We start from the raw sequence: 23,256 nt of genomic DNA on the forward strand, positions 1-23,256 counted from the left end.
CCGGCCGCGGGAACCGAGTACCCCCCACGCGCACGGACCGGCGGCCGATGCGCGTGTAAAACATATCGATAACCGCCTGCTGCTAAGACGAGGATCACATGGACACGATCAATACGATGGAGATGTTTGAATTACCCAAATCGGCCAGTCAACGGCGCGTCGGCAAATTGCGCGCCCTGCTGGACGGCCTGGCGCGCAACGAAATGGATCTGGAAGCGATCGCGCTGCTGCTTGGTTGCTCGGCGTCGAGCGCCCGCAACTACACGCTGGAATTACTGGACGCCGAGTTGATCACCTTCACCCGAGGCGGACCGGTGCGTGGCCGGGTGGCCAGCGCCATCTATCGCCTCAAGCGCCCTGAGTCGCGGCAGTCGGACGACCACGACCTGCCGGCCAAGCCCCCGACGGCGCCGCGCGATCCGCTGGTGATGGCGCTCTTTGGCGGCAACTCGCAAGCGGCCGGATAGCGCCGCCGACAACGCTGACTCCGGTCGAGCCAGCGTTGTTATTTGTCCTTCAGGACCTGCGTCAAAAATGCGGCGACGGGTTCCGCCCAAACCTGCGGATCAGCTTTGGCAAACGTGGCATGGCCATTGTCGCCAAACGCCGGCAGTGGGACGAACGTGACGGGTGCGCGGGACGCGTCCGCAAACGCGCCAAACATGCGCCGCGCGAGATCTTTCCGGAAATAGTGATCGTTATCGGCGTACAGCCACAACTGCGGCAGCGAGTTCGCCGCGCCCAACTCGCGCTCGGCCGCGATCAGCTTGTCCTCGCCGGCGCAGATACGTTCCTTGCCATTGCTGCCACGACCGCCAGCGAAACTGATGATGCCGCGAACGCCTGAAGGCGGTGTCCCGCCGAGCGTGATCGCCCCGAAACCACCGGCGGATTGACCGATGACGACGATCCGTTCGGGATCGGCGCCGGGCAAGTGGCTGGCGGCGGTGACGATGGCCGACTCGATGGCCGCGGTGCGCCGTCCGGCCGCGACGAAATCCTCATTGCCGCAACGGCCGGACGCCTCCAGATAAGCGCCGCTTGAGCTGCCAAACCCCGGTCGCAACGCCACCACGACCATGTAACCATGGCCGGCAAACCACTTGGCCGCGCGCGCGAAACTCAGGCGCGCTTGCGGCAGTTTGCGCCTGTCCGTCGGCGTACCGTGATTGACGACAATCAGCGGAAATGGACCGTGGCCGGGGCCATCGGGCCGATACACCCTGGCGGCGAGGTCATATTGCTTGCCGCTCAGCGAGATCATCAGCCGGGTGTCGGCGGCAGTGACGCTCTGCGACCAGGCGGTTTGAGACACCAGCGCGAACACCACGCACGCTAACGCCCGGAATGTTGTCAACACGCGCTCTCTCCGTTCCATGCTCATCGCCGCCGATGATCGCAAGCACGATTTTATCACCGGCGCGGAGCGTCAATTGTTACGGATCAGTTATGGCGCCGGCGTCACCCGCACCACCACACGCCGGTAGCTGGTCAGCCTGGGGTGACCGTCATCGGACACCGCCAGGATGACGTGCGCCACCCCGCTGGCCGGGCACGGCACGCCATCGAGCCAGTTCGGACGGCAGACAGCGACCGCCCGCAGCGTGGCGCGATCGCCCTCGGCCTCAAGCCGCACATCGGCTTTGCCGACCTCGCCGGGCGGCCCGCCCGCCTCGGCATAGACAAACCAGCGATAACTGAGATGATCGCCGTCCGGGTCCGAACTGCCGCGCGCATCCAGCGTGACGCTGCCGCCGACGGTCAAGGCCAGTTCCACCACGCCGCGCCCATCCTGCCCCTGCAGACGCACCAACGGCGGATGATTGGCCTGCGCAAAGGAGCGATAGGTCCAGTCCATGCGCGCCGCGAAATCGTGCTGGAACGCTTCGCGCCAGCGCCAGATGGTGGCCTGATCCGAGGTGTACTGACGACCGTCGGCGCCGGTGACGGTATCGGCCGACGTCACCCGGGGGAAGGCATCGCCGCCTTGGGTCCAGACTGGTCGCGTTTCGCCATACGGCTGGCGCTCAACATAGCGCCCGCCCCAGCCGCCCCAGGACGTATGGCGGTAGCTTTCCAGTCCATTCGGCAGCAGGTTGAGGAACGCTGGCGTATCGCCCTCCATGATGAACAGGTAGCGCGGATAATGCCGCCCGAGCGCCCCCTTGGCGCGGATATTCACGTCCAGCCACTCATTGCTGACGGTGCGGAAGTCGGCGCCGTCGCCGTTGCGATAGTACTGGTCGCCGCTGATGCCGGTCCATGTGGCGCGGCCGTATTCGCCGCCGTCCGCCGTCGACGGCTGGACGATGTAGTGCAACGACGGAAACTCGCGCCGTATCCACGGCCCGGCATCGTCCTGATCGGAAATGGCATACACGCGCAACCTGGCCACGAACGCCGCCAGCGCGGCAGCCGGCCGGGTTGCCCGCACATGACTCAGCGCTTCGGCCAATGTATTGGCGCCGCCCCATACACTGATCCACAAGGGCCGCCGGTCGGCGCGGTCGGCCGCCGCGATCAGCCGCAGCGCGCCGCCGGACGGCTGTCGCGGGCGCACCGCCGCCATGCCGTAGCCTTGCGGACCGGTGGCGATCAGCGCGTTCAGGCTGGCCGCCTCCGGCCATCCCGTGGCATGCAACAGCAGATTGGGACGCACCTCGCCGTAGGCCTGCACCAAGGCGGCGATGGTGTCGGCATGGGTGCGCTCTTTCTGCCACGTGGACGTGGTGGCCACCAGTCCCTCGATCTCGAGCGCGTTCGCGTACACCAGCAGGCGCACCAGCGACATCTGGTCGTCCGGCTCATTGCCGATATCGGTCAGGACCAGCACGCGTTGGCGTTCGGCAGCGGGATCGGGATCGGGCTGGGCCGTCGCCTGGGTCGCGGACAGGCCAAACAGCATCAGTGCGGCAAACGTTTTGACCAGCGTTTTCACATCGGCTCCTGTTCCGTATTCGGCGTTATTCCAGATGGCTGCCCAGCTTGCGCGCCACCGCTGGCGCCAGTGCCGCCAACGGCCTGCGCCGCGCCACCCCGACCGCCAGGATATCCAGCAGCATCAGTTGCAGCAGCCGCACGATCATCGGCACAAAATCCAGTCTACCCTCGGGGTGGTTAAGCGGCAACAACACGTCGGCCAGGCGCGCCAGCGGCGATCCGCTGGCGGTCAGGGCCAGCACCTTGGCGCCGCGTTGCCGCGCCACCTTCACCGACCGCAGCAATTCAGCCGGCTCGCCCGAGCGGGAAATGACCAGCGCCACATCGGCCGGCGTCAGCAGGCCGCCGCTGATCTGCTGCGCCTTGGGCTCGGCGAAGAAGTTGCTGACGATGCCCAGATTGAGCAGCTTTTCCTGCATGTCCTGCGCCACCACGCCGGCGCTGCCGGCGCACAGCAGTTCCACCCGCCGCGCGTTGCACAGCAGACCGATGCCGTCGCCGAGCGTGCCGGCGTCGAACATATCGCGCAGCGTCAACGCCGCCGAGGCATTATTGCCCAGCACCTTGCGCGCCAGTTCGGCGTCGCTGTCGGCGCTCTCGACATGGCAATGGGCGAGCGAAATCGCGCCGCCCGCCGACAGGCCGGAGGCCAGCTTGAGCTTGAAATCGGCCAGCCCCTGCGTGCCGATGGTGTGGCAAAAGCGCATCACCGTTGGCTGGCTGACGCCGGCTTCCAGCGCGATGGCGGCGATCGGCAAGCCCAGCACCGCGCGCGGCTCCTTCAGCACCCAGTCCGCCACTTTGCATTCGGAGCGGCTCATGCGCTGGCGCGCGCTGCGGATCGTGCCTAGCATGGCGGCGCCGTCCTCGCGCGGCTTGAGCCGCTGCGCCAGCACGGCGGACAGGCCGAGGAAGGTCGGGTACTCCGCCGTAATCACATAGGTCGGCACGCGTTCCAGATAGGCCGACAGCCGGCCCTTGGCCTCGAAGCGCTGGCGGAACCGCGACTGCGCGAACAGCGACCCCAAACGCGGCACGATGCCGCCGCCGATGTAGATGCCGCCCAGCGTCCCCAGCGTCATGGCGAGGTTGCCGGTGACCGAGCCGAAAATCGCGCAAAAGCACTCGACCGCCTCGACGCAAAGTGCGCAACTGTCAGCCAGCGCCCGCGTCGTCACCTCGGCCGCGCTGAGCGGCTCCGGCCGCGGCCGCCCTGCCCGTTCGCTGAGCGCCCGGTAAATCAGCTCCAGGCCGCGTCCCGACAGCAGCCGCTCGGCCGACACATGTGGCAACTCGCGCCAGGCAAACGCCAGCACGTCCATCTCACGCTGGTCGCATGGCGCGAAGCTGGCGTGGCCGCCCTCGCTGGCCAGCGCGGTCCAGCCATCGTCGGACGGCACCAGGCCGGACACGCCGAGCCCGGTGCCGGAGCCGATCAAGCCGATCACACTGTCCGGCCGCGCCGTGCCGCCGCCCAGCTGCAGGCGCTGGTCCGGCCGCAGATGCGGCAAAGCCATCGCCAGCGCGGTGAAGTCGTTGATCACCAGCAGCGTGTCGAGCCCCAGCGCGCAACGCATCGCCTCGACCGAAAACTGCCAGTGGCCGTTCATCATCTTGACGCCATCGCCATCAACCGGATAAGCGATGGCGATGGCGGCATGGCGCATCCGCGCGGCGCCGGCCTCGACCGCCGCCGCGCTGGCCAGATAGTGGCGCACCGCCAGCAACAGCGAATCGAAGTCGCCGCACAGCAGGTTGCACACCGCCGCGTACTGGCCGTCATGGGTCTCCAGCACGAAGCGGGCATGGGTGCCGCCGATGTCGGCCAGCAGACGCGGACCGTCGGCGTACACCTAAATCACCAGCGTGTTGAACGAATCGGCCGGCAGCGTGGCACTGACCAGTTTGCCGGTGCCGATGGCGATCCGCAACGGCTGCGGTTCGTTCATATCGTTGTGCACGATCACCACGATGCGGCCGTCCGGATTGCGGAACGCCAGCAGGTTCTCAAAGCCCGAAATGCTCAGCGTATCGATGCGCTGCGCGCCCGGCCGCACGTAGTGGCTCAGGTGCTTGAAGACGTGGAAGTCGGGATTGACCGTGTGCCGGCCAGTCGCCATGTCCACGCACAGCAGCGCGTTCTGCGCCCAGCCCCAGGTACTCACGCCGCCATTCGGCGTGGCGATGTTCCAGTACAGATAGGCGCTGGCGCCGGCGCGCAGGAAGTCCTTCATCAAGGTCCAGGTGTAGCGGGCGAAACGCCAGTCGTTCTTGCCATCGCCGCATTCCTGCTCGCTCTGGTACACGCGCAGGTCGGGATGGGCCTGGTGGATGAACGGAATCGCGCGCCGTCCCGCCCACTGTACGCCGATGCCCTTGATGTAACGCGCCGCCTCCGGTTGCGCCAGCACCGCCTCGAACATGGCCGGATCGCCGCGTTCCAGCGTGCCGAAGAACAGCTCGACGCCGACATCGTCCATCTGCCGCCCCAGGTAGGGAATGAAGCGCGCCAGTCCTTCCGGCGTCCAGCAGCAACTCGGAAAAGGCTGGGCCGAGTTGAATTCGTTCTGCGGCATCACCGCCGAAATCTTGATGCCGCGCTGCGCGTAGCCCTCGACGAACTTGCGGAAGTACAGCGCGTAAGCCTCAAAATAGCGCGCCTCCTGGATGAACATGTCCTTGCCGGAGGCGCCCACCTGCTCCGGCTTGAGGCCGTTCGGCGGCGCCCATGGGAACGATGGCACCATCGCGTAGTGGCCGTTCTGTTTCATCCACGTCGGCGGGCTCCACGGCGAGGCCCAGAGCTTGAGGTCGGGCCGCTGCCGCTGCGCCGCACGGATGAATGGCACCTGCATCTGGTCATCGCGCGAAAGGTCGAAATGGTCCATCGCGAAATCGCCGGCGGTCTCGTTGTACGAATACCAGCTGCGGGCGAAGTCATTGGCGCCGATCGGCAGGCGGCACAGGTTCAGGTTGAGACCCGCGCCGGGGGCGAACAGTTCGCGCATCACCGCGTCGCGCGCGGCGGACGGCAGGCGCTGCAAGGCGTACCAGCCGACTTCGTTGAAGCAGGCGCCGAAGCCTTCGATCGTCTGGAAGCGCGTATCTTCCAGCAGCATCACATCCATCTTGAGGAAGTTTTCAAACGTCCCCACCGTCGCCGCCCGCGCGGGACGGCGCCACGGCGCGCCGCGCGTGCTGCTGACCCACTCCACCGCGCCCGTGGCCGTGGCTGCCACGGCGGCAGTCCCCGCGCCGAGCGTACTCATCACACCGCCGGCCGCCACCGCTTTGAGCAGCGTGCGGCGCGAAATTGTCTGCGTGTCCGTCTTCGCCATGTCGCCTCCTTAGCGTGTGGCCTGTGCTTCCACGACATCCAGGCGGGCGCGGTCGACACCGCTCAGCACCTGGGTCTTGGTATCGATATCGAGCAGCTGGTCGCGCTGGCCGCTGTAGCGCGGCCACGCCGGCAAGCCCGACGCCTGGGGCGCGCCGTTGCGGGCGAAGGCGATCCAGCGCGCGCGCAACTCGGCGCTGATGCGCTCGTCCGTGAGCGTGGCGCGGTCGCCATAGCGCGCGCGCACCGTGCCAAACACGAACGGCAATTCGGTGGCGTGCAAGGCCCCCGGCGCGCCGGCGCGCTCGGATTCGGCGATATACGAGAAGCGATACAGGTAGGCCGGCACACCCGCCGCCGCCTGGTCACGCGCACCGGCACGCGACGGCTCCACGAACGTGCGGTCGCTGAACAGGCGCGCATCCAGCTCCAGCCCCTTGCGCTCGATGGCGCTGGCGTAAGCCTTGCGCGCCTGTCCGGCCAGCGGGCCGAATTCCGCCAGTACCTGCTCCACCGGTTTGGCGGTGGCAGGGAAGCCCGGCATGGTCATGAAGCCCCACTCGAAGCTGTTGCTGCCGATAATCAGCGGCACCTTGGCCTGGCGGCCAGCGGCGAAGGCGGCCAGCGGCGTTTCCGGGATCAGCCGACCATCGCGTATCGGGCCGCTGAAGGTGCTGTCGCGGCTCATGAAGGACACGTTGCGCGTCAGCGCTTCGGTCGGCAGCGCGCGCAGCGCCGCGACATCAGTGTCGGCACCGGCCACGCCGGCGGCGGCCGCAAAGTCCACGCCCTGCTTCTGCGCACCCTCGGTGGCGCTGCCGAATGGCGTCAGCGAATAGCGCAAGGCGCCCGATTCGATGATAGCCTTGTGAAACAGTCCACGCGCCATCGGCGTCGCCAGCAGGAAACCGACCGCGCTGCCACCGGCCGATTCGCCGAAGATGGTGACATTGCCGGGATCGCCGCCGAAGCGGGCAATATTGCGCTGCACCCATTGCAGCGCCGCCAGTTGATCCATGACCGCGTAATTGCCTTGCGGCTGATCCGGATTTTCCGCCGTCAGCGCCGGATGGGCAAAGAAGCCGAGCCGGCCCAGCCGGTAATTCAGGCTGACCAGCACCACGCCCTCGCTGGCCAGCGCCGCGCCGTCATACACGGCCGGCGAACTGCCGCCGGTGACGAAGCCGCCGCCGTGGATCCACACCATCACCGGTCGCGGCGCCGCGCTGGCGGCCGGACGCCAGACATTGAGGTACAGACAATCCTCGCTCGGCGTGGTGCGCAGCGGCGCCGAATCTTGCGGGAACGGCAGTTGCGCGCAGTCGTTGCCGTAGCTATCGGCCACGCGCACGCCCTGCCATGGCACCACCGGCTGCGGCGCGCGCCAACGCAGCGGCCCCACCGGCGCGGCGGCGTAGGGAATGCCGCGATAGGCCACCACACCGCCATGCGTCACCCCCTCCAGCTGGCCGCCATCGACGGTGACCGGCGCGGCGCCGGCCCAGGCGGTGGCGCCGGCCCAGGCGGTGGCGCCGGCCAGCGATAACAACAGCAACGAAGATAATTTCATCTCGATAGTCCTTTTAACATGGAAAGACAGCGGCTGGCCGCAGGCGCGCGGCCAGCCGCCGTGCAAAGCGCCTTACGGCTTGAGGGTTTGCGCCGACAGTTGCGCGCCGCCCTGCACACCGTTGTCGATCGCCGAGGCGCCGACCACGACGCGGTAATCGCCGGCGGCGACCTTCCAGCTGTGGCTCTTGGCGTCGAAGCGGCCCAGCAGGCGCGGATCGGCTTCCACCGTCACGCGTTTGCTCTCGCCCGGCGCCAGTTGCACCTTGTCCCAGCCGATCAGGCGGCGCAGCGGCTGGCCGGCGGCCGAACTCAGGTACACCTGCGGCACGTCGGCGCCGGCGCGGGTGCCGGTGTTACGCACCGCGAAGCTGACCTTGAGCGTCTTGCCGCCCTCGACCTTCAGGTCCGACACGGCGAAGCTGGTGTAGCTCAGGCCATGACCGAAAGCGAACAGCGGCGCCGCGCCGCTCTTGTGGAACCAGCGATAACCAACGTCGGCGCCTTCGTTGAAATCGATGTCGAAGCCGACGCCCTTGGCCAGCCCACGGCCCGGCAGCACCGGGCGCGGCAGTTGCGTCAACGATTTCGGGAACGTCATCGGCAGGCGGCCGGACGGATTGACGTCGCCGAACAGCACATCGGCGATGGCGTCACCGCCGCGCTGGCCCGGATACCACGCCTCCAGCACGGCGGCGCTGGCGTCCAGCCACGGCATGTCGACCGGGTTGCCGGTTTCCAGCACCACCACGGTGCGCGGATTGGCGGCGGCCACGGCGGCCACCAGCGCGTCCTGACCTTGCGGCAGGCTCAGGTCCGGCAAGTCCTCGGCCTCGCCGTTCCACTGCGTGCCGAACACGATGGCCACGTCGGCGCTGCGCGCCAGCTCGGCCGCCGCCGCCGGATAACGGCCATCGTCGAAGATCACCTCGGCCTTCGGCGCGCGCGCGCGGATCGCCGCCAGCGGCGCCGACGGGAACCAGACGGCGCGGCGGAAGAAGGCGTCGAACGGCGCGTTGCCGCCCATCGGCACGATGACCGGCGGCTGACCGGTCGGCGTTACCTGCGACGAACCACCGCCAGACAGCACGCCCAGCGCGGCGTTGCCGCCGATCACGGCGATGCGCTTGACCTCACGCGACAACGGCAGGGTGTTGCGCTCATTGCGCAGCAGCACGATGCCCTCGGCGGCGGCATCCTGCGCCAGCTTGGCGTGCGCCTCGTAGTCGATCTTGGCGGCGACCGGCGGACGGTCAAACAGGCCCACCGCGAACATCGAGCGCAGGATGCGCTGCACCATGTCCGACAGGCGGCCCGGCGCCACCTTGCCGGCGGCCACGGCCTGCTTCAGCGGCTCGCCGAAGAACACCTGCTTGTCGAGCTGCTCGCCGGATTCGTGGTCCAGCACCTGGGCCGCCGCCACGGTCGAGTGCACCGCGCCCCAGTCCGACATGACCCAGCCCTTGTAGCCCCAGTCGCGCTTCAGGGCGTCGCCCAGCAGCGGGCCGTTTTCGCAGGCGTACACGGTGTTGATCTTGTTGTAGGCGCACATGATCGAGCCGGGCTGGCCGCGCTCGATCGCCAGCTGGAACGCCAGCAGATCGCTTTCGCGCAGCGCGGCCGGGTCGATCTGCGCGTTGTGGTAGTCGCGCCCGGTCTCGTAGGGATTGAGCGCGAAGTGCTTGGTGGTCGACACCACGTTGGCGCTCTGGATGCCGGCGATCGAGGCGCCGGCCATCACGCCGGCCAGCCACGGATCTTCGCCCAGGTACTCGAAGTTGCGGCCGCCGCGCGGATCGCGCGTCAGGTTGGCGCCGCCGGCGAGCAGCACGTTGAAGCCCTTGGCATGCGATTCCTGGCCGATGGCGGCGCCGCTGGCGCGCGCCAGTCGCGGATTCCAGGTCGCCGCCAGCGACAGGCCGGACGCCAGCGCGGTGGCGCTGTCGCCCGGACGGGTGCCGGCCGGATTGGTGACGCCCAGACTGGCGTCGGTCTGGTTCAGCGCCGGGATGCCGACCCGCTCGATCGGCGCGACATAACCGGCCGAGCCGAGCGCGCCGGCCTGCTTTTTCGCCATCTCGCCCAGGTCCAGCGCCATCGGGCTGTGCACCAGGGCGATGCGCTCGTCGAGCGTCAGCGCCTGTTCCAGCAGGCGTGCGCGGGCGTCCGGCGACAAGGCGGTATTCATCCACGGACGCGCGCTGTCGACGGCCACGGCGGCCCCGCTCAGCAGGCAGCAGGTCAGCGCCGCCAGGGCGCACCAGGTCTGGCGGGGTTTAGGCGTTACGGGGTATGGCTGTTTCATAAAATTCCTCTCGGCTGGTGGTGGGATTTAGAAATTGACGCCGACCCGCACGCCCATGGTGCGCGGCGGCGCCAGGTTGGCGGTGTCGGGACGGTTGCCGGACGGCGCGCCATAGCCCGTCATCACGGTCTTGTCTTCGATGTTGCGGACATAGGCTTGCAGGCTCCAGCGGAAATCGCTCGGCGCGTAGTTCAGGTTGAAATCGCTCTTGTGGAAGCTGCCCTGCGTGAATTGCTTGGCGTTGCCATAGTCGTTCAGCACGTAGGACGAGCTGAAGCGCGTGCCCAGGTAGGCGGTCAGCGAGGCGCCCTCCTCGAAGTTCCACGTATGGCTATAGCCCAGGCCGAAGGTGGCGCGCGGCGATTTCTCCAGCCGCTTGCCGGCCCAGTTGACGCCTTGCAACGGCGAGTAAGTTTTGAAGTGCGCGTCCAGCGTGGTCAGCGAGAAATTGATCTTGCCGGCGCTGCCGACCGCGTACTTGCCCTCGACTTCGAGACCGCGCACGCTGGCCTGGCCGGCGTTCAGCGTTTGCGTTTGCAGCGCGCCGGTGGCCGGATCAACCGCCACACCGGTCAGTTGCAGGTCTTTATAGTCGTAGGTGAACGCGGCGGTGCTGACCTGCAGGCGATTGTCCAGGAAGCGGCCCTTGAGACCGACCTCCAGCGATTTCAGGTGCTCCGGGTCGTAGCGCAGGAAGCGGTTGGTGGCCGCCGTGCCGTCATTGAAGCCGCCCGCCTTGTAGCCGGTGGCGAAGGTGCCGTACACCATGACCGCCTTCGACAGCGCATAGTCGGCGCCGAGGCGGCCGGTGGTCTGAACGTAATGCACGTCGGCGTCGTTCACGCTGCTGAAGAACACCGGATCGCCGTATTGCGAAAAGCCCTGGCGCGACTTGTCGTCCTTGGTGCGGCGCACGCCGGCGATCAGGTGCAGCTCGGGCGTCAGGCTGTAAGTGGCCTCGCCGAACGCGGCCTTGGAGGCAGAGATGGTCGGGTTCTGGATAAAGGCCAGCACGCCCAAGGCCGGGAAGTTACGGATGCGCACGTCCAACGCCGACTGCTCCTTGAACCAGTACAGGCCGCCGATGGTTTTCCATTTGCCGAACATCGACGCCAGCCTCAGTTCGTGCGACAGCTGGCTGTAGTCCGCCAACACGCGGGTGTAAGGATCGACCACGCCCGGGGTTGACTGGCCGAACGGCGTGTACTCGTCGCGGTTCAGCGTGCGGCGCGCCAGCTGATACGTGATTTCGCCGGCGCGGGTGTTGACCTTCAGTTCGCCGCTGGTGCCGTGAGCGCTGTCGTCCAACTTGCCCTGGATGCTCGGGGTCGCGGTGCGCTGCGCATCGCCCGACTGGTTGACGAAGGTGGCATACGGCACGGAGCCGGCGCCGGCCCCCTTGAGGCGGCTGGTGTCCCCGCTCAGCAGCAGGCTGACGTCGGGATTGAACTTGAACAGCGCATGCACGCGCGCCGATTGCGAATCGTCGTCGTCGTAGTTGTGGGAGAAGCCCTGGGTCGAACGCAGGTAGCCGTCGTGCTTGCTGGTCGAGACGGCGGTGCGTAAGGACAGCATGTCGCTGACCTTGACGTTGAGCATGCCGTCGAACTTGACGCCGTGGTAGTTGCCCACCTCCACCGCGGCGCTGCTCTCGAACCTGTTCGATGGCTTGTTGGTGATCAGGTTGATCGCGCCGGCGGTAGCGTTGCGGCCATACAGCGTGCCTTGCGGCCCGCGCAACACCTCCACCCGCTCCAGGTCGTAGAACGCCAGGCCGGCCGACTGCGGACGCGCCAGGTTGACGCCATCGACGTTGAACGACGCCGACGGGTCGCCCTTCTCGGTGTTGTCGGCGCTGCTGACGCCGCGAATCGAGATAGTGGTGGCGCCGCCGTTGTTCGATACCTGCACATTCGGCACCAGTTCGGTCAGGCTGGAGGCGTTGACGGCGCCCGCCTGTTTCAGGTCGTCGCCCGAGACAACGCTCAATGACAACGGTGTCTTCGACGCCGGTTGCGCGATCCGCTGGGCGGTGACGATGACCTCCTGCAGCCGGTTGTCCTCCGGCGGCGTGGTTTGCGCCAGCGCCGCGCCGGAGATGGAAGCCAGCAACGCGGCGACAGCGGCGGCGGTGGCGGTAGGTTTGAATCCAGTGTGATGGGTCATGCTAGTGCTCCTCGATCGGAAAATTTATCTTTGTTATGTGTATGCCGGCGGTGCAACGGGTACGACGGGCGTGACGTGCCGGTCCCTGCCGCTGCAGCGGCGGGAATAGTCAAGCCCAGGAAAATGGAGGTGCTACGCGGGTGGCTGCTGTTGATACATGCCGGCGTATTTGAGGCCGAAGTACAGCACGTAGAGATAACAGAGGGCCGGCACCAGGAACGAGATCTGCAAGCCGATCCGGTCCGCCAGGTATCCCTGGGCGAACGGCACCAACGCGCCGCCCACAATCGCCATGCACAGCAGGCCGGAGCCCTGTCCGGTCTGCGGGCCCAGTTGATTCAAGGCGATGCTGAAAATGGTCGGGAACATGATGGCGTTGCACAGCCCGACGGCGATGATGGCCCACATCGCCAGCGCGCCCTGGCTGGTGACCGCGGTGACGATCAGCAGCACCGAGCCGGCCGCCGTAAAGGCCAGCGCCTTGCCGGGGCTGACGGCGCGCATCGCGCCGAAGCCGATAAAGCGGCCCAGCATGGCACCACCCCAGTAGTAACTGACGTAGTGCGCGGCGGCGGCCGGCGACAGCGCGGCGATGTGCCGCTCGCCGAGGAAGTTGATCAGGAAACTGCCAATGCTGACCTCGGCACCGACATACATGAAAATGCCGATCGCGCCCAGCACCAAATGACGGTGCCGCAGCAGCGAACCCTGGGCCGCCGCTGCCGACGTCTGAGCGTAGCTGATCACCGGCAGTTTGGCGAACGCGAACAACACCGCCAACGCCAGCAAGGCCAGCGCCAGCACCAGATAAGGACCTTGCACCGCCGCCGCCTGCTCGGCACGATAGGCCAGTTGCTCGGCCACCGGCAAGCTGGCCAGTTCCGCGGCGCCACGCACGCCGGCCGCCAGGATCAGCGCCCCACCCAGCGCCGGCGCGATGGTGGTGCCGAGCGCGTTGAAGGCTTGCGTCAGCGTCAGCCGGCTGGAGGCCGTGACCGGATCGCCCAGCGCCGTGACGTAGGGATTGGCCGCCACCTGCAACATCGTGATGCCCACCGCCAGGATGAAGAACGCCAGCAGGAACATGCCGTAACCACCCGAGGCGGCGGGATAGAACAGCGCGCAGCCGGCGGCGGCGATCACCAGCCCGGTCACCGCGCCACGCTGATAGCCGATGCGCTTGATCAGCGCGCCGGCCGGCAAGGACACGATAAAGTACGCGCCGAAGAAGCAGAACTGCACGCACATCGCCTGCACGTAGCTCAGGTCATACACGGCTTTCAGATGTGGAATCAGTACATCATTCAGTGAGGTCAGCAGGCCCAACATGAAGAACAGGATGGTGATGATGACCAGCGGTCCGGTGTGACCGGCGTTACTTCGCATCGCCCCGGTCGCAAGGACAGGCTGCATTGGGTGTTCCATGTCGTCTCCGTTGTCTTGTCGTCGGGCGCGCTGTGCGCGCCTCGCGGCGGCAGAGGTCGGGCCTCCGTCTTGTGCCGATCAGTGTGTTTTCTGATAACCCATGCTAGCTTTACTACCAAGTCATTTCAACACATTAAGTTGTAAAACTACATAAGTGGTTTTTCGTCCACATCGTCGGAACGGACAACGCGAAGCGCGACCGCCGGCGAGACATCGTACCCGAACGGGCATTGCCGGCCGACCCTCCGGCTACGCGATGAATTGCCTGACGATCAAGGAAACGTTGCTACCGCCAAAGGCAAACGAATTGGACATCGCTGCTTCAATGCGCTGGCCATGGCGTGCATGCAACGGCACATAATCCAGGTCGCATGCGGGATCTGGCTGTACCAGGAAGGCGGTCGGCGGCACCGAGCCGGTCGCCAGGGTCTGCGTGGTCAGGAGCAACTCCAGCGCGCCGGCGGCGCCCAAGGTATGGCCATGCATCGATTTGGTCGAGCTCACCATCAGCCGCTCGGCCGCCGCGCCGAAGGTCTGGCGGATGGAGTCGGTTTCGGCCTGGTCGCCGGCCAGCGTGCCGGCGCCATGCGCGTTGAGGTAGTCGATCCCGGCGCCGGCCAGTCCAGCCTGGCGCAAGGCCATCGCCATGGCGCGGGACTGGCCGTCCGGATCGGGCTTGGTGATATGCGTGGCGTCGTTGCTGGCGCCGTAGCCCACCAGTTCGGCCAGGATGACGGCACCGCGCCGCTGCGCCGATTCCAGTGACTCCAGCATCACGGCGGCGGCAGCCTCCCCCAACACCAGCCCCGACCGGTTGGCGGCGAACGGCCGGCAAGACTGCTCGGCCTGCGCCGGATCGGCTGGCGCCAGCACCCGCAATGCGTCCCACGCGCTGACCACGCCGTAGGTCAGCAAGGCCTCGGCGCCACCGGCCAGCACGCGCTCGGCGTAACCGTGCTGTATGTGCCGAAACGCCTCACCGATCGCCTGCGCCGACGAGACGCAAGCACTGCTGTAATTATTCACCGTGCCCTTGAACTGGGCGCGCAACGCAATCTGCGCCGCCGCCGCGTTGTTCATCGCGGCCACCACGGACAGCGGCCGCACCCGGTTCTTGCCATCGACAAACAGGTCGACATAGCCGGCTTCCACCGTCGAGGCGCCGCCCATGCCGGTGCCCCAGAAGACGCCGCTGTCATAAGCTTGCCGCGCGTCGTCCAGTTGCAGACCGGACTGCGCCAGCGCTTCGCTGGCGGCGATCCAACCCAACAGGGCGTTACGGTCGAACAGCGCCTGCTCGGACGGCTTGATGGTTGGCGGCAACGGATAATGGATCTGGGCCGCCGGCAGTCCGGCGCGCTGATATGCGCCGGGCAATGCGAGCATGCCGATGCCGCTGTGGCCGTCCAGCGCGCGCTGAAAGTTCGTCTGCGCGCCCACACCCAATGCCGATATCGCCCCCAGACCGGTAATGACAACGCGCCGGCAACTCATGGCGCCTCTTGGCGGTCAGCCAGATAGCGATCAATATGATTGGCGATATCCTGCACCACCACCAGTTCGGGGCGCTCGTCGCCGATCTTGATCTTGAAGGCGTCCTCCAGGTCGAAGATCAGTTCAATCACCGTCAGCGAATCGGCGCCCAAGGCTTCAAGTTCAGTTTGCCCATGGATGGTTGCCGCCGGGACGTCCAGACTTTTTGCCAGGAGTTCAATTACAGTAGGGAGCGAAGTAGTCATAAGGCGATCGTATGGTTGTGCTGTAGTTGTTGATCAAAGAAGGCGATCGACTCGTCGGCGACCGTTTCCTTCTCGTTGTCGAGCGTGATGATGTGATAGCTGTCGTGCAGGATCAGCTTGTGTTTGATGGCCGATCCAATGTGGCGCTCGACATACTCGGCGCTATGCACGCTGGACACGTCATCCTCCTCGGCGTGGATGACCAGCGCCGGCGTCGTCACCTTGCCGAGGCCGCGCCGGACTTCCTTGATGAGCCGGTGCGCCTGGAAAATGCCTTCGGCCGACAGCCGCGACGCGCCGGCGGCGGACGAGCCGGTGACCTGCATTTCGCGCGCGATCCAGCGCTGCAAATTCTCATTTTTCAGGCCGTAGGGATGGCGCTCGTGATACGCATACAGATAGCGCGCCGGCGTGTAGTACGCCAACGGCAGCAGGAAGCGATACCACGGCAGGCTCCAGCCGTCGTAAGCCAGCGTGGTCGACAGCAGGGACAAGGCGGCAATCTGTTCGCCGCGCTCCATCGCCAGCCGCAACGCCAGCACGGCGCCGATGCACAGCCCCGTCACGGACACGGTTTTATGCGTGCTCTTGAGCTGTTCGAAATGCCGCACCACGTCCTGATACCAGGCCTGGTAATGCGTGGTGCGATAGGACTGGCCGGCGCCCGTGGCATAGCCATAACCGGGGATCAGCGGAATCACCACCGTATAGCCGGCTTTTTGCAGCCGCTTGCCGATGTAGTGCATCTCCAGTGGATTGCCCAGCAATCCGTGCAGCGCCAGAACGGCATGCTCGCCGCCGGGCAGCGTAATGGTTTTCATCTCTTCCCTACCCGTGGATCAATTAAACCGATAACTCAACGCCAGCAGACCGGTATCCAGCCGCGAACGTCTGACCAGCGGGCTGGCCGCGATGGACGCGCCAAGCCAGGTGCGCCGCAGATTACCATTCAGGTAGCAATGACCGCCCAGATGGATTTCGGCAAACAGCGCAGCGAATGGGCTGCTGGCCGCGCCCGGCCGGTAGGATGGCGTACCGTCGAAGTAACGCACATACGCCGACGAACGGTATTCCAGTCCGGCTTGCGGATACAGCGCCAGCGGTCCCGCAGCGATTTCCGCCGCGTACATCAGGTCGGCCAGATTGCCGCCGGATTTGCCCGCGTCGTGGTAGCCATTGAGCATGAAGGCGCCGGCTGACGTCACCTGCAGCGTGCCCAAGCCGATTGGCAATGAATCGTGGCGTCGGCCATCCAGGCCTGACGCCGTGTAACCGTCAGACAGGACTCTGGTCAGCAGTTCGACATGCCCGGCAGCGACCGGCAACAATTTCACGCCGAACGTATCGATGCGCGCGAAGACGGGGCCATCGTCAAAGTTCAGATATGGCACGGCCGTGGTTTGCCGCGACTGCGCGCGCGCCGGCGTCGGCGCGGCGTTGACGCCGAGGCCGACATCGCCCGTCAGTTGCCAATTCGCGGTATCGGTCTGTTCGGCGTGCAGGCCCTGGGCCAGCAACAGGCCGCACACGGCCACTATGGATTGACCACGCATATTTCGACCGGGTTAAAACACCTTGGCGATGCGTGACAGCTGGCCGGCCTGGCAATCAGCCGGCCACAGCTCGACACGGTCGCCGCTCGTCGCCTGCAAGCCGGGCGGCAGTTCCGCCACTTCCTCATGCATGATTTTGGCGTGACGATAGAGCACGCGCACGAAATGGCGGTGGGCATAGTCAGCCGCCGGCAGACTGGCCAGGCATGGCGGCAATGCCGTCGTCGTCGCGTCCGGCGCGTAATCGCTCATCACCCATGCACGACGGGCACCCTGCTGCCAGTCGGCGGCCGGCACGGTCTCCATCGTGGAGCATGCGGCCAGCAAGGCCACGCTGGCGACGGCCGGCGTCAAGCGCGTCAGCCAGGATTGAAAACTAGTCATGTTGAACTCCCTTCGATTGTGCGGTTGTTTCCCGGTTCCACCAGCCACCACCCAGCGCCTGATACAGTGCCGCCGCATCGCCCAACTGGCTGGCGCGTGCCTGCGCCAGCGCGATCCCGGCCTGGTGCACGTTCTGCTCGGCGGCGATCAGCGCCAGTCGGTCCAGATAGCCGCGCGCGTGCTGGCGCTGGCTCAGATCCAGCGCGGCCTTGGCCGCTTCGCTGGCGTCGGCCGCCGCCTGCAACGCGGCGGCGTCGCTATCGATGGCGTACAGCACGTCGGCCACATTCTGGAACGCGGTCGCCACGGTCATCCGGTAGTCGGCGACGGCGCCTTGCAGCGCCTGCTCGGCGGCGCGTTCGCGATGCTTGAGCATGCCGCCATCGAACAAGGTTTGCGTCATGCTGGCGGTCAGGTCGAAGAACTTGCCGCTGCTCCAGAACATCTGGCCGAACTGGCTGGCCGCGCCGCCGGCGTTGGCGGTGATGCTCAACTGCGGCAAGCGCGCGGCGCGGGCCACGCCCACCTGGGCGCTGGCCGCTTGCAACTGCGCCTCGGCCGCGCGCACATCGGGCCGCTGCTCGACCAGTTGCGACGGCAGCGCTTGCGGCAAGTCCTGCGGCGTTTTGAAAGCATCCAGCGCAAAGGCCGGCACGCCACCATCGGCGGGGATGCCGGCAAGCACGCGCAGCAGGTCACGGTTCTGCTCCAGTTGCTTGCGCAGCGGCGGCAGCAACTGCCGCGATTGCGCCAGCGCGCTGCGCTGATTGGCCAGCTCCAGCGCGGACGCGTAACCGGCCTTCATCTGGCGTTGTGTCAGCGCCAGCGTGGCCTGGTTGTTGTCGATCATGCCGGTGACGATGGCGATCTGGCGCCGCAGCAGCGCGTCCTGCAGCGCCGCCGCCACGATATTCGACGCCAGCGTGATGTAGGCCGCTTCCAGCTGAAAGCGCTGCGTTTGCTGTTGTGCCTCGGCCGACTCGACCTCGCGCCGCGCGCCGCCGAACACGTCCGGCGTGTAAGCGACGCTCAGTTGCGCCGTGTGGAAGTTGTAGATCACCGGCGCGTTGAACGGCGCGGTGCCGCCCTGGCTGGCTGGCGTGTTCTGCGTGGTGCTAATCACACTGCCGTTGCCCTGCACGCCCGGCGAATTGCCGCCCAGGTTGCCCGCCAGCTTGGTCCGCGTCGGCGTGTAACCTAGTTGCGCGCTGGGGAAGAAATAGCCTTGCTGGGCCAGCACGTTTTCCTGCGCCGCCCGCAAGGCCGCTTCGGCCGACGCGATGCCGTGGTTGGCGCGCATCGCATGCTCGATCAGCGCGTCGAGTTCAATCGAGCCGAACAAGGCCCACCAGTTGCGCCGGATGTCCTGTTGCACATAATGCTGCTCGGCGGCGTTGGCGGCCAGGGTTGTCGGCAGGTCGAGCGTGGGGCGGCTATAGTCGGGCCCGACGGCGCAACCGGCCAGCAGTGCGAGGACGGCAAGTGACAGACGTGGCTTCATGATGCGATGGGGGCGCTGTCGCCCGCTTCAGAGAAATTACCCAACAGGCGCAGCGCCAGCGGCAGCACCAGCAAGGTGAACAAGGTGCCGCTGACGATGCCGCCCACAATCACGCAGGCGAACGGACGCTGCGTTTCGCTGCCGATGCCATGCGACAGCGCCGCCGGCAACAGGCCCATGCCGGCCATCAGGGCCGTCATCAGAATCGGCCGCATACGCAGCACCGCGCCCTGCGCCACCGCTTCCGCGACGGCGGCGCCGGAGCGCACGCGATGGATGACTTCCTCCACCATGATGACGCCGTTCTGGATCGAAATCCCGGCCACCGCGATAAAGCCGACCGCCGCCGATACCGACAGGTGCAGACCGGCCAGTGCCAGCCCGGCAAGTCCGCCGACCATGGTGAACGGCACCATGCCCAGCACCAGCGCCGCCAGCCGCACCGAGCGGAAGGCCCAGAACAGCAGCGCAAACATCATCAGCACCGTGAGCGGAATGATGAACGCCAGCCGCTTGGCGGCGCGCTGGGAATTCTCGAACTGCCCTCCCCAGCTGACCTCGTAACCCGGCGGCAGTTGTACCTTGTCCTGCACCGCGCGCCGCGCTTCATCGATAAAGCTGCCCTGATCGCGCCCGGCCAGATTCATCTTGACGATGACGCTGCGCGCGCCGGCCTCGCGCTGAATCCGCGCCACGCCCTGGCGCAGCTCGATGTGCGCCACGTCGCGCAGCGCCACCGTGCCGACACCGTTGCCGACCTGCGTGCCGGGCACGCTCAGTTGCAGCGCGCCGATGGCGTCCATGCTGCTACGGGATTGTTGGTCGATCCGCAGCACCACGTCGAAGCGCCGGTCCTGCTGATAATAGCTGCTGACGGCGGCGCCCGACAGCGCCTGGTTGATGAGGTTATTGACATCGGCGATGCTGATGCCGTAGCGCGCCAGCCGGGCGCGGTCCGGCGTCACCACGATTTCGCTCTGGCCGCCGATATGGGTGGCGTCGACATCGATCGCGCCGGGTATGGTCTGGATCACGTGGATCAGTTGCTGCGCCTTGTTCTCCAGGATGTCGAGGTCGTTGCCGCTGATTTTGGCGACGATTTCACCGCGGAAGCCCGACAGCGACTCCTCGACGTTATCCTGGATCACCTGCGAGAAGTTGACGCTGATGCCGGGAATCGCCGCCAGGCTGGCCGACATGCTCGCCACCAGCGCCTCCTTGTCGGCGAAGCGCCATTGCGCGCGCGGCTTGAGGTCGATCAGCGTCTCCAAATTGTTCGGGCCTTTGGCGTCGGAACCGTCGTCCGGGCGGCCGGCCTGAGTGACGATGTGGGCCACTTCGGGATAGGTCAGCAACTTGGCGCGCATGCGCCGCTCGACCGCCTTGGTGGTTTCCAGCGCCGCCGAGGTTGGCAGTGTGATGGTCAACCAGATATTGCCTTCGTCCAGCTTGGGCATGAACTCACTGCCCAGGCGCGGCGCCAGCGCGAACGCCAGCAGCACCGGCAACATGGACAGCACCAGCACCGGCCGCGCGCGGCGCATGGTCCGCGCCAGCAGACCAGCGTAGCGCTCCTGCAGCCAGCCCAGCCAGCGCTGATGTTTTTCACGCAGCGGCTGGTGCTGCGTGGTCCATGACAGCAAAGTCGGCAGCAAGGTAAAGGTCAGCAGCACCGCCCCCGCCAGCGCGAAGGACAACGTCAACGCCACCGGGGTAAAGATCTTGCCCTCGACCCGCTGGAACGTGAAGATCGGCACAAACGCCAGAATAATGATGGCTTTGGAGAACAGCACCGGATGGGCCATGTCGCTCATGGTCCGGTGCAGCACATGCATGCGCGCCGAGATCGTGCTGTCCTGTACCGACAGCACGGCCATGCGCACCATCAGCGCTTCGACGATGACCACCGCGCTGTCGATAATGATGCCGAAGTCGACCGCGCCGAGCGAAATCAGATTGGCCGACACGCCACGGGCGTGCATCAGGATAAACGCGAACAGCAAGGCTAGCGGGATGACGGTGGCGACGATCAGCGCCGCGCGCCAGCTGGCCAGGAACACCAGCAGGATCACGCACACCAGCAACGCGCCGGTCACCAGGTTTTCCACCACGGTGCTGACGGTATGACGGACCAGCTCGGTCCGGTCATAGATCGGGATGATCTTGACGCCGGCCGGCAGACGCGCCTGCAAGCGGGCGATGCGCTGCTTCAGGTCGGCATTGATCTGCGACGGGTTGCCGCCCTTGACCATCGACACAATGCCCTCGACCACGCTGTCGCGCTGGTCGGCGGCGACGATGCCGTAGCGCGGTCGCTCGCCGGCGCGCACGCTGGCGACGTCGCCGACGGTGATGGTGCGGCCCTGGCGCGCGGCCAGCACGACCTGACTGATCTGCTGCGGATCGGCATACAGGCCGGCCGAGCGCACCACCAGCGAGGCATCGCCCAGCTTGACCAGGCCGCCACCGGCATTGCCGCTGCCGTTGCCGATCGCCTGGCTCAGCTGATCCAGCGTGACCTGATATTTACGCAGCAAGAAAGGATCGGCTTCGACCTGGTATTCGCGGATCGCGCCACCGAAGCTGACCACATCGGCCACACCGGGCGTCATGCGCAGGGCCGGGCGGATGGTCCAGTCCTGCAAGGTGCGGATGTCCGCCTCCGCCATGCCGGGCGCATCGATGGCATAGCGATACACCTCGCCGACGGCGGTCGACAGCGGCGCCAGTTGCGGCTGTACGCCGGTGGGCAGGTTGACGGTGGCCAGTTTCTCGTTGACCTGCTGGCGCGCGAAATAATTATCGGTATCCTCGTCGAACGTCAGCGTGACGATCGACAGGCCGGTCATGGTCACCGAGCGGACGTTGATCAGGTGCGGAATGCCGGCCACCTCGCGCTCGATCGGCATGGTGACGGTGCGTTCCATGTCTTCCGGCGGCTGACCGGACAGCTGGGAAATCACCTGGACCTGCACATCCTGCACATCGGGAAACGCCTCGATCGGCAGCTTGGACAAGGCATACACGCCGTAACCGATCAGCGCGCAGGCCAGCACCATGACGAACACGCGCTGGCGCAGCGCGAAAACGATCAGGCGGTCGATCATGGCGCGCCACCGGCGCGGGTGCTCATGTCGGCATCGAGCAGCAGCGCGCCGCTGGTGACGATGTTGTCGCCGCCGCTAACGCCGGTGCCCAGATAGCTGGCTTCGGCGCCATGCGTCAGCATCTGCACCTTGCGGCGCAGGAAACGCCCAGGCTCGGTCTGCACGAAGACATAGGTGTAGAGGCCGCGATTGACCAGCGCGCTATTCGGCACCTTGACCGCCCTCGCCTGCGGCTTCAGCAGCGCTGCACGCACATACATTTCAGGCAGCAGCTTGCCGGCCGGATTGTCCACCTGCGCGCGCACCGTCACCCGCCGGGTGTTCGGATCGACGCTCTGGCCCAACTGGCTGATGACCGCGTGGAACTTCTCGCCGGGGAAGGCGTCGCTCTCGACTTCGACCGGCGCGCCGACGGCGACCGCCGCCAGCATGGTGTCCGGCACATCGATCTGCAACCACAGCCGTTTGGGATCGGTCACCACGAACAGCGGCGCGGCCGTGCCGGCGCCCACTTCCAGCGCCGGGGTGATATTGCGCTCGACCACCACGCCATTGATCGGACTGACCAGATTCAGGCGTTGGTCCTGCAACCTGGCGTGGTCCGGATTGAGCTGGTGCAGACGACGCTCGGCGCGCACGGTTTCCGCCTGCGCTTGTTGATAGTCGGCACGCGCCGACTCCAGATCTTTGGCGGCGATGGCCTCGCCCGGCGCCAGATCGCGGGCGCGCTCGGCCACCAGGCGCTTGCGTTCCTCATCGGCCTGGGCCTTTTGCAGGTCGGCCAGCGCGGCGCCGACATCGGCGGAATCGATCTGCGCCAGCGTCTGACCTTTGCGTACAGTGGCGCCGGGCGCCGCCTTGATGGCGACGACGCGGCCGGTCACGCTCACGCTCAAGCGGGCGGTGACGTCCTCGTCGTAGACGACCCGCGCGTTCAAGGCATCGCCAGCCGGCAACGCCACCAGCGGCAGCGTCTCCGCGCGCAGCATGCCCAGTTGCGGCGCACCCGGCTGATAGCGTAGCTCATCGGGCGGCGGCGCCGCCTTGGCGGCGCTGGCCGGCGCATTCACGGCCGCCGTGCCAGGCCTGGCCACATAGGCGCCGGCGGCCACGGCCGCCAGCAACGCCAGCAACAACAGCAAAGGTATTCCCCAACTTCTTTTCATCATCATGCTGCTTTCCGATTTCCGCGGCGTCCGGCCGTCAGTTACAATCTTGCTGACCGTGATG

The 23,256-nt window shown here is 66.5% G+C and carries 17 protein-coding genes; 1 reads left to right on the forward strand and 16 read right to left on the reverse strand.

Going from position 1 to position 23,256, the window contains the following annotated elements:
- Positions 1–98 precede the first annotated feature (98 nt).
- Entirely contained in the window at positions 99–467 is a 369-nt protein-coding gene (locus tag GTP44_RS15995) for a hypothetical protein (RefSeq protein ID WP_160990604.1), read from the forward strand.
- Positions 468–505: 38 nt separating this feature from the next.
- Here GTP44_RS15995 and GTP44_RS16000 read toward each other — a convergent pair whose 3' ends face one another.
- The 16 genes from GTP44_RS16000 to GTP44_RS16075 form a co-directional block, all read right to left on the reverse strand.
- Entirely contained in the window at positions 506–1,360 is an 855-nt protein-coding gene (locus GTP44_RS16000; RefSeq protein WP_202424107.1) for an alpha/beta hydrolase family protein, read from the reverse strand.
- 87 nt (positions 1,361–1,447) lie between these two features.
- Positions 1,448–2,938 carry a nucleoside hydrolase-like domain-containing protein gene (locus tag GTP44_RS16005; RefSeq protein WP_202424108.1) on the reverse strand — a complete coding sequence of 497 codons (1,491 nt, stop codon included), beginning with the start codon at positions 2,936–2,938 and terminating at the stop codon, positions 1,448–1,450.
- Positions 2,939–2,963: 25 nt separating this feature from the next.
- Entirely contained in the window at positions 2,964–4,793 is a 1,830-nt protein-coding gene (locus GTP44_RS16010; protein WP_161020222.1) for a glucokinase, read from the reverse strand.
- Complete coding sequence (locus GTP44_RS16015) at positions 4,794–6,278, reverse strand: glycoside hydrolase family 30 protein (protein ID WP_161020223.1); 1,485 nt, start codon at positions 6,276–6,278, stop codon at positions 4,794–4,796. It abuts the gene before it with no gap.
- Between the two features lie 9 nt (positions 6,279–6,287).
- Entirely contained in the window at positions 6,288–7,847 is a 1,560-nt protein-coding gene (locus GTP44_RS16020) for a carboxylesterase/lipase family protein (RefSeq protein WP_161020224.1), read from the reverse strand.
- 72 nt (positions 7,848–7,919) lie between these two features.
- Positions 7,920–10,151, reverse strand: a complete 2,232-nt coding sequence (locus GTP44_RS16025) for a beta-glucosidase (protein ID WP_161020225.1) — start codon at positions 10,149–10,151, stop codon at positions 7,920–7,922.
- Positions 10,152–10,178: 27 nt separating this feature from the next.
- The gene (locus GTP44_RS16030; protein WP_161020226.1) at positions 10,179–12,317 is read right to left on the reverse strand and encodes a TonB-dependent receptor; all 2,139 of its coding nucleotides are present in this window, start codon (positions 12,315–12,317) and stop codon (positions 10,179–10,181) included.
- 132 nt (positions 12,318–12,449) lie between these two features.
- Entirely contained in the window at positions 12,450–13,730 is a 1,281-nt protein-coding gene (locus GTP44_RS16035; RefSeq protein WP_229256940.1) for a sugar MFS transporter, read from the reverse strand.
- Positions 13,731–13,991: 261 nt separating this feature from the next.
- Positions 13,992–15,236: a beta-ketoacyl-[acyl-carrier-protein] synthase family protein gene (locus GTP44_RS16040; protein WP_161020228.1), complete on the reverse strand. Its 1,245-nt coding sequence runs from the start codon at positions 15,234–15,236 to the stop codon at positions 13,992–13,994.
- Positions 15,233–15,481: an acyl carrier protein gene (locus GTP44_RS16045; protein WP_161020229.1), complete on the reverse strand. Its 249-nt coding sequence runs from the start codon at positions 15,479–15,481 to the stop codon at positions 15,233–15,235. The genes GTP44_RS16040 and GTP44_RS16045 overlap by 4 nt, the downstream gene beginning before the upstream one ends.
- A complete protein-coding gene (locus GTP44_RS16050) occupies positions 15,478–16,302 on the reverse strand; it encodes an alpha/beta hydrolase (protein WP_161020230.1) in 825 nt (274 codons plus the stop codon). Before GTP44_RS16050 ends, GTP44_RS16045 begins: the two co-directional genes overlap by 4 nt.
- 18 nt (positions 16,303–16,320) lie before the next feature.
- Positions 16,321–17,034, reverse strand: coding sequence for a MipA/OmpV family protein (locus tag GTP44_RS16055; RefSeq protein ID WP_161020231.1), 714 nt, complete (start codon positions 17,032–17,034; stop codon positions 16,321–16,323).
- A 12-nt stretch (positions 17,035–17,046) separates the two neighbouring features.
- Positions 17,047–17,418, reverse strand: coding sequence for a hypothetical protein (locus GTP44_RS16060; RefSeq protein ID WP_161020232.1), 372 nt, complete (start codon positions 17,416–17,418; stop codon positions 17,047–17,049).
- Positions 17,411–18,919, reverse strand: a complete 1,509-nt coding sequence (locus tag GTP44_RS16065; RefSeq protein WP_161020233.1) for an efflux transporter outer membrane subunit — start codon at positions 18,917–18,919, stop codon at positions 17,411–17,413. The genes GTP44_RS16060 and GTP44_RS16065 overlap by 8 nt, the downstream gene beginning before the upstream one ends.
- Positions 18,916–22,026, reverse strand: a complete 3,111-nt coding sequence (locus GTP44_RS16070) for an efflux RND transporter permease subunit (RefSeq protein ID WP_161020234.1) — start codon at positions 22,024–22,026, stop codon at positions 18,916–18,918. Before GTP44_RS16070 ends, GTP44_RS16065 begins: the two co-directional genes overlap by 4 nt.
- A complete protein-coding gene (locus GTP44_RS16075) occupies positions 22,023–23,198 on the reverse strand; it encodes an efflux RND transporter periplasmic adaptor subunit (protein ID WP_161020235.1) in 1,176 nt (391 codons plus the stop codon). Before GTP44_RS16075 ends, GTP44_RS16070 begins: the two co-directional genes overlap by 4 nt.
- Positions 23,199–23,256 lie beyond the last annotated feature (58 nt).

The organism is Duganella lactea (assembly GCF_009857505.1).
In the GTDB taxonomy this organism is placed as follows: Bacteria; Pseudomonadota; Gammaproteobacteria; order Burkholderiales; family Burkholderiaceae_D; genus Rugamonas; species Rugamonas lactea.

Coding starts and splice junctions, on each gene's coding strand:
- GTP44_RS15995 (WP_160990604.1), top strand. CDS start 99: ATGGACACGATCAATACGATGGAGATGTTTGAATTACCCAAATCGGCC.
- GTP44_RS16015 (WP_161020223.1), bottom strand. CDS start 6,278: ATGGCGAAGACGGACACGCAGACAATTTCGCGCCGCACGCTGCTCAAA.
- GTP44_RS16020 (WP_161020224.1), bottom strand. CDS start 7,847: ATGAAATTATCTTCGTTGCTGTTGTTATCGCTGGCCGGCGCCACCGCC.
- GTP44_RS16025 (WP_161020225.1), bottom strand. CDS start 10,151: ATGAAACAGCCATACCCCGTAACGCCTAAACCCCGCCAGACCTGGTGC.
- GTP44_RS16030 (WP_161020226.1), bottom strand. CDS start 12,317: ATGACCCATCACACTGGATTCAAACCTACCGCCACCGCCGCCGCTGTC.
- GTP44_RS16035 (WP_229256940.1), bottom strand. CDS start 13,730: ATGCAGCCTGTCCTTGCGACCGGGGCGATGCGAAGTAACGCCGGTCAC.
- GTP44_RS16040 (WP_161020228.1), bottom strand. CDS start 15,236: ATGAGTTGCCGGCGCGTTGTCATTACCGGTCTGGGGGCGATATCGGCA.
- GTP44_RS16045 (WP_161020229.1), bottom strand. CDS start 15,481: ATGACTACTTCGCTCCCTACTGTAATTGAACTCCTGGCAAAAAGTCTG.
- GTP44_RS16050 (WP_161020230.1), bottom strand. CDS start 16,302: ATGAAAACCATTACGCTGCCCGGCGGCGAGCATGCCGTTCTGGCGCTG.
- GTP44_RS16055 (WP_161020231.1), bottom strand. CDS start 17,034: ATGCGTGGTCAATCCATAGTGGCCGTGTGCGGCCTGTTGCTGGCCCAG.
- GTP44_RS16060 (WP_161020232.1), bottom strand. CDS start 17,418: ATGACTAGTTTTCAATCCTGGCTGACGCGCTTGACGCCGGCCGTCGCC.
- GTP44_RS16065 (WP_161020233.1), bottom strand. CDS start 18,919: ATGAAGCCACGTCTGTCACTTGCCGTCCTCGCACTGCTGGCCGGTTGC.
- GTP44_RS16070 (WP_161020234.1), bottom strand. CDS start 22,026: ATGATCGACCGCCTGATCGTTTTCGCGCTGCGCCAGCGCGTGTTCGTC.
- GTP44_RS16075 (WP_161020235.1), bottom strand. CDS start 23,198: ATGATGATGAAAAGAAGTTGGGGAATACCTTTGCTGTTGTTGCTGGCG.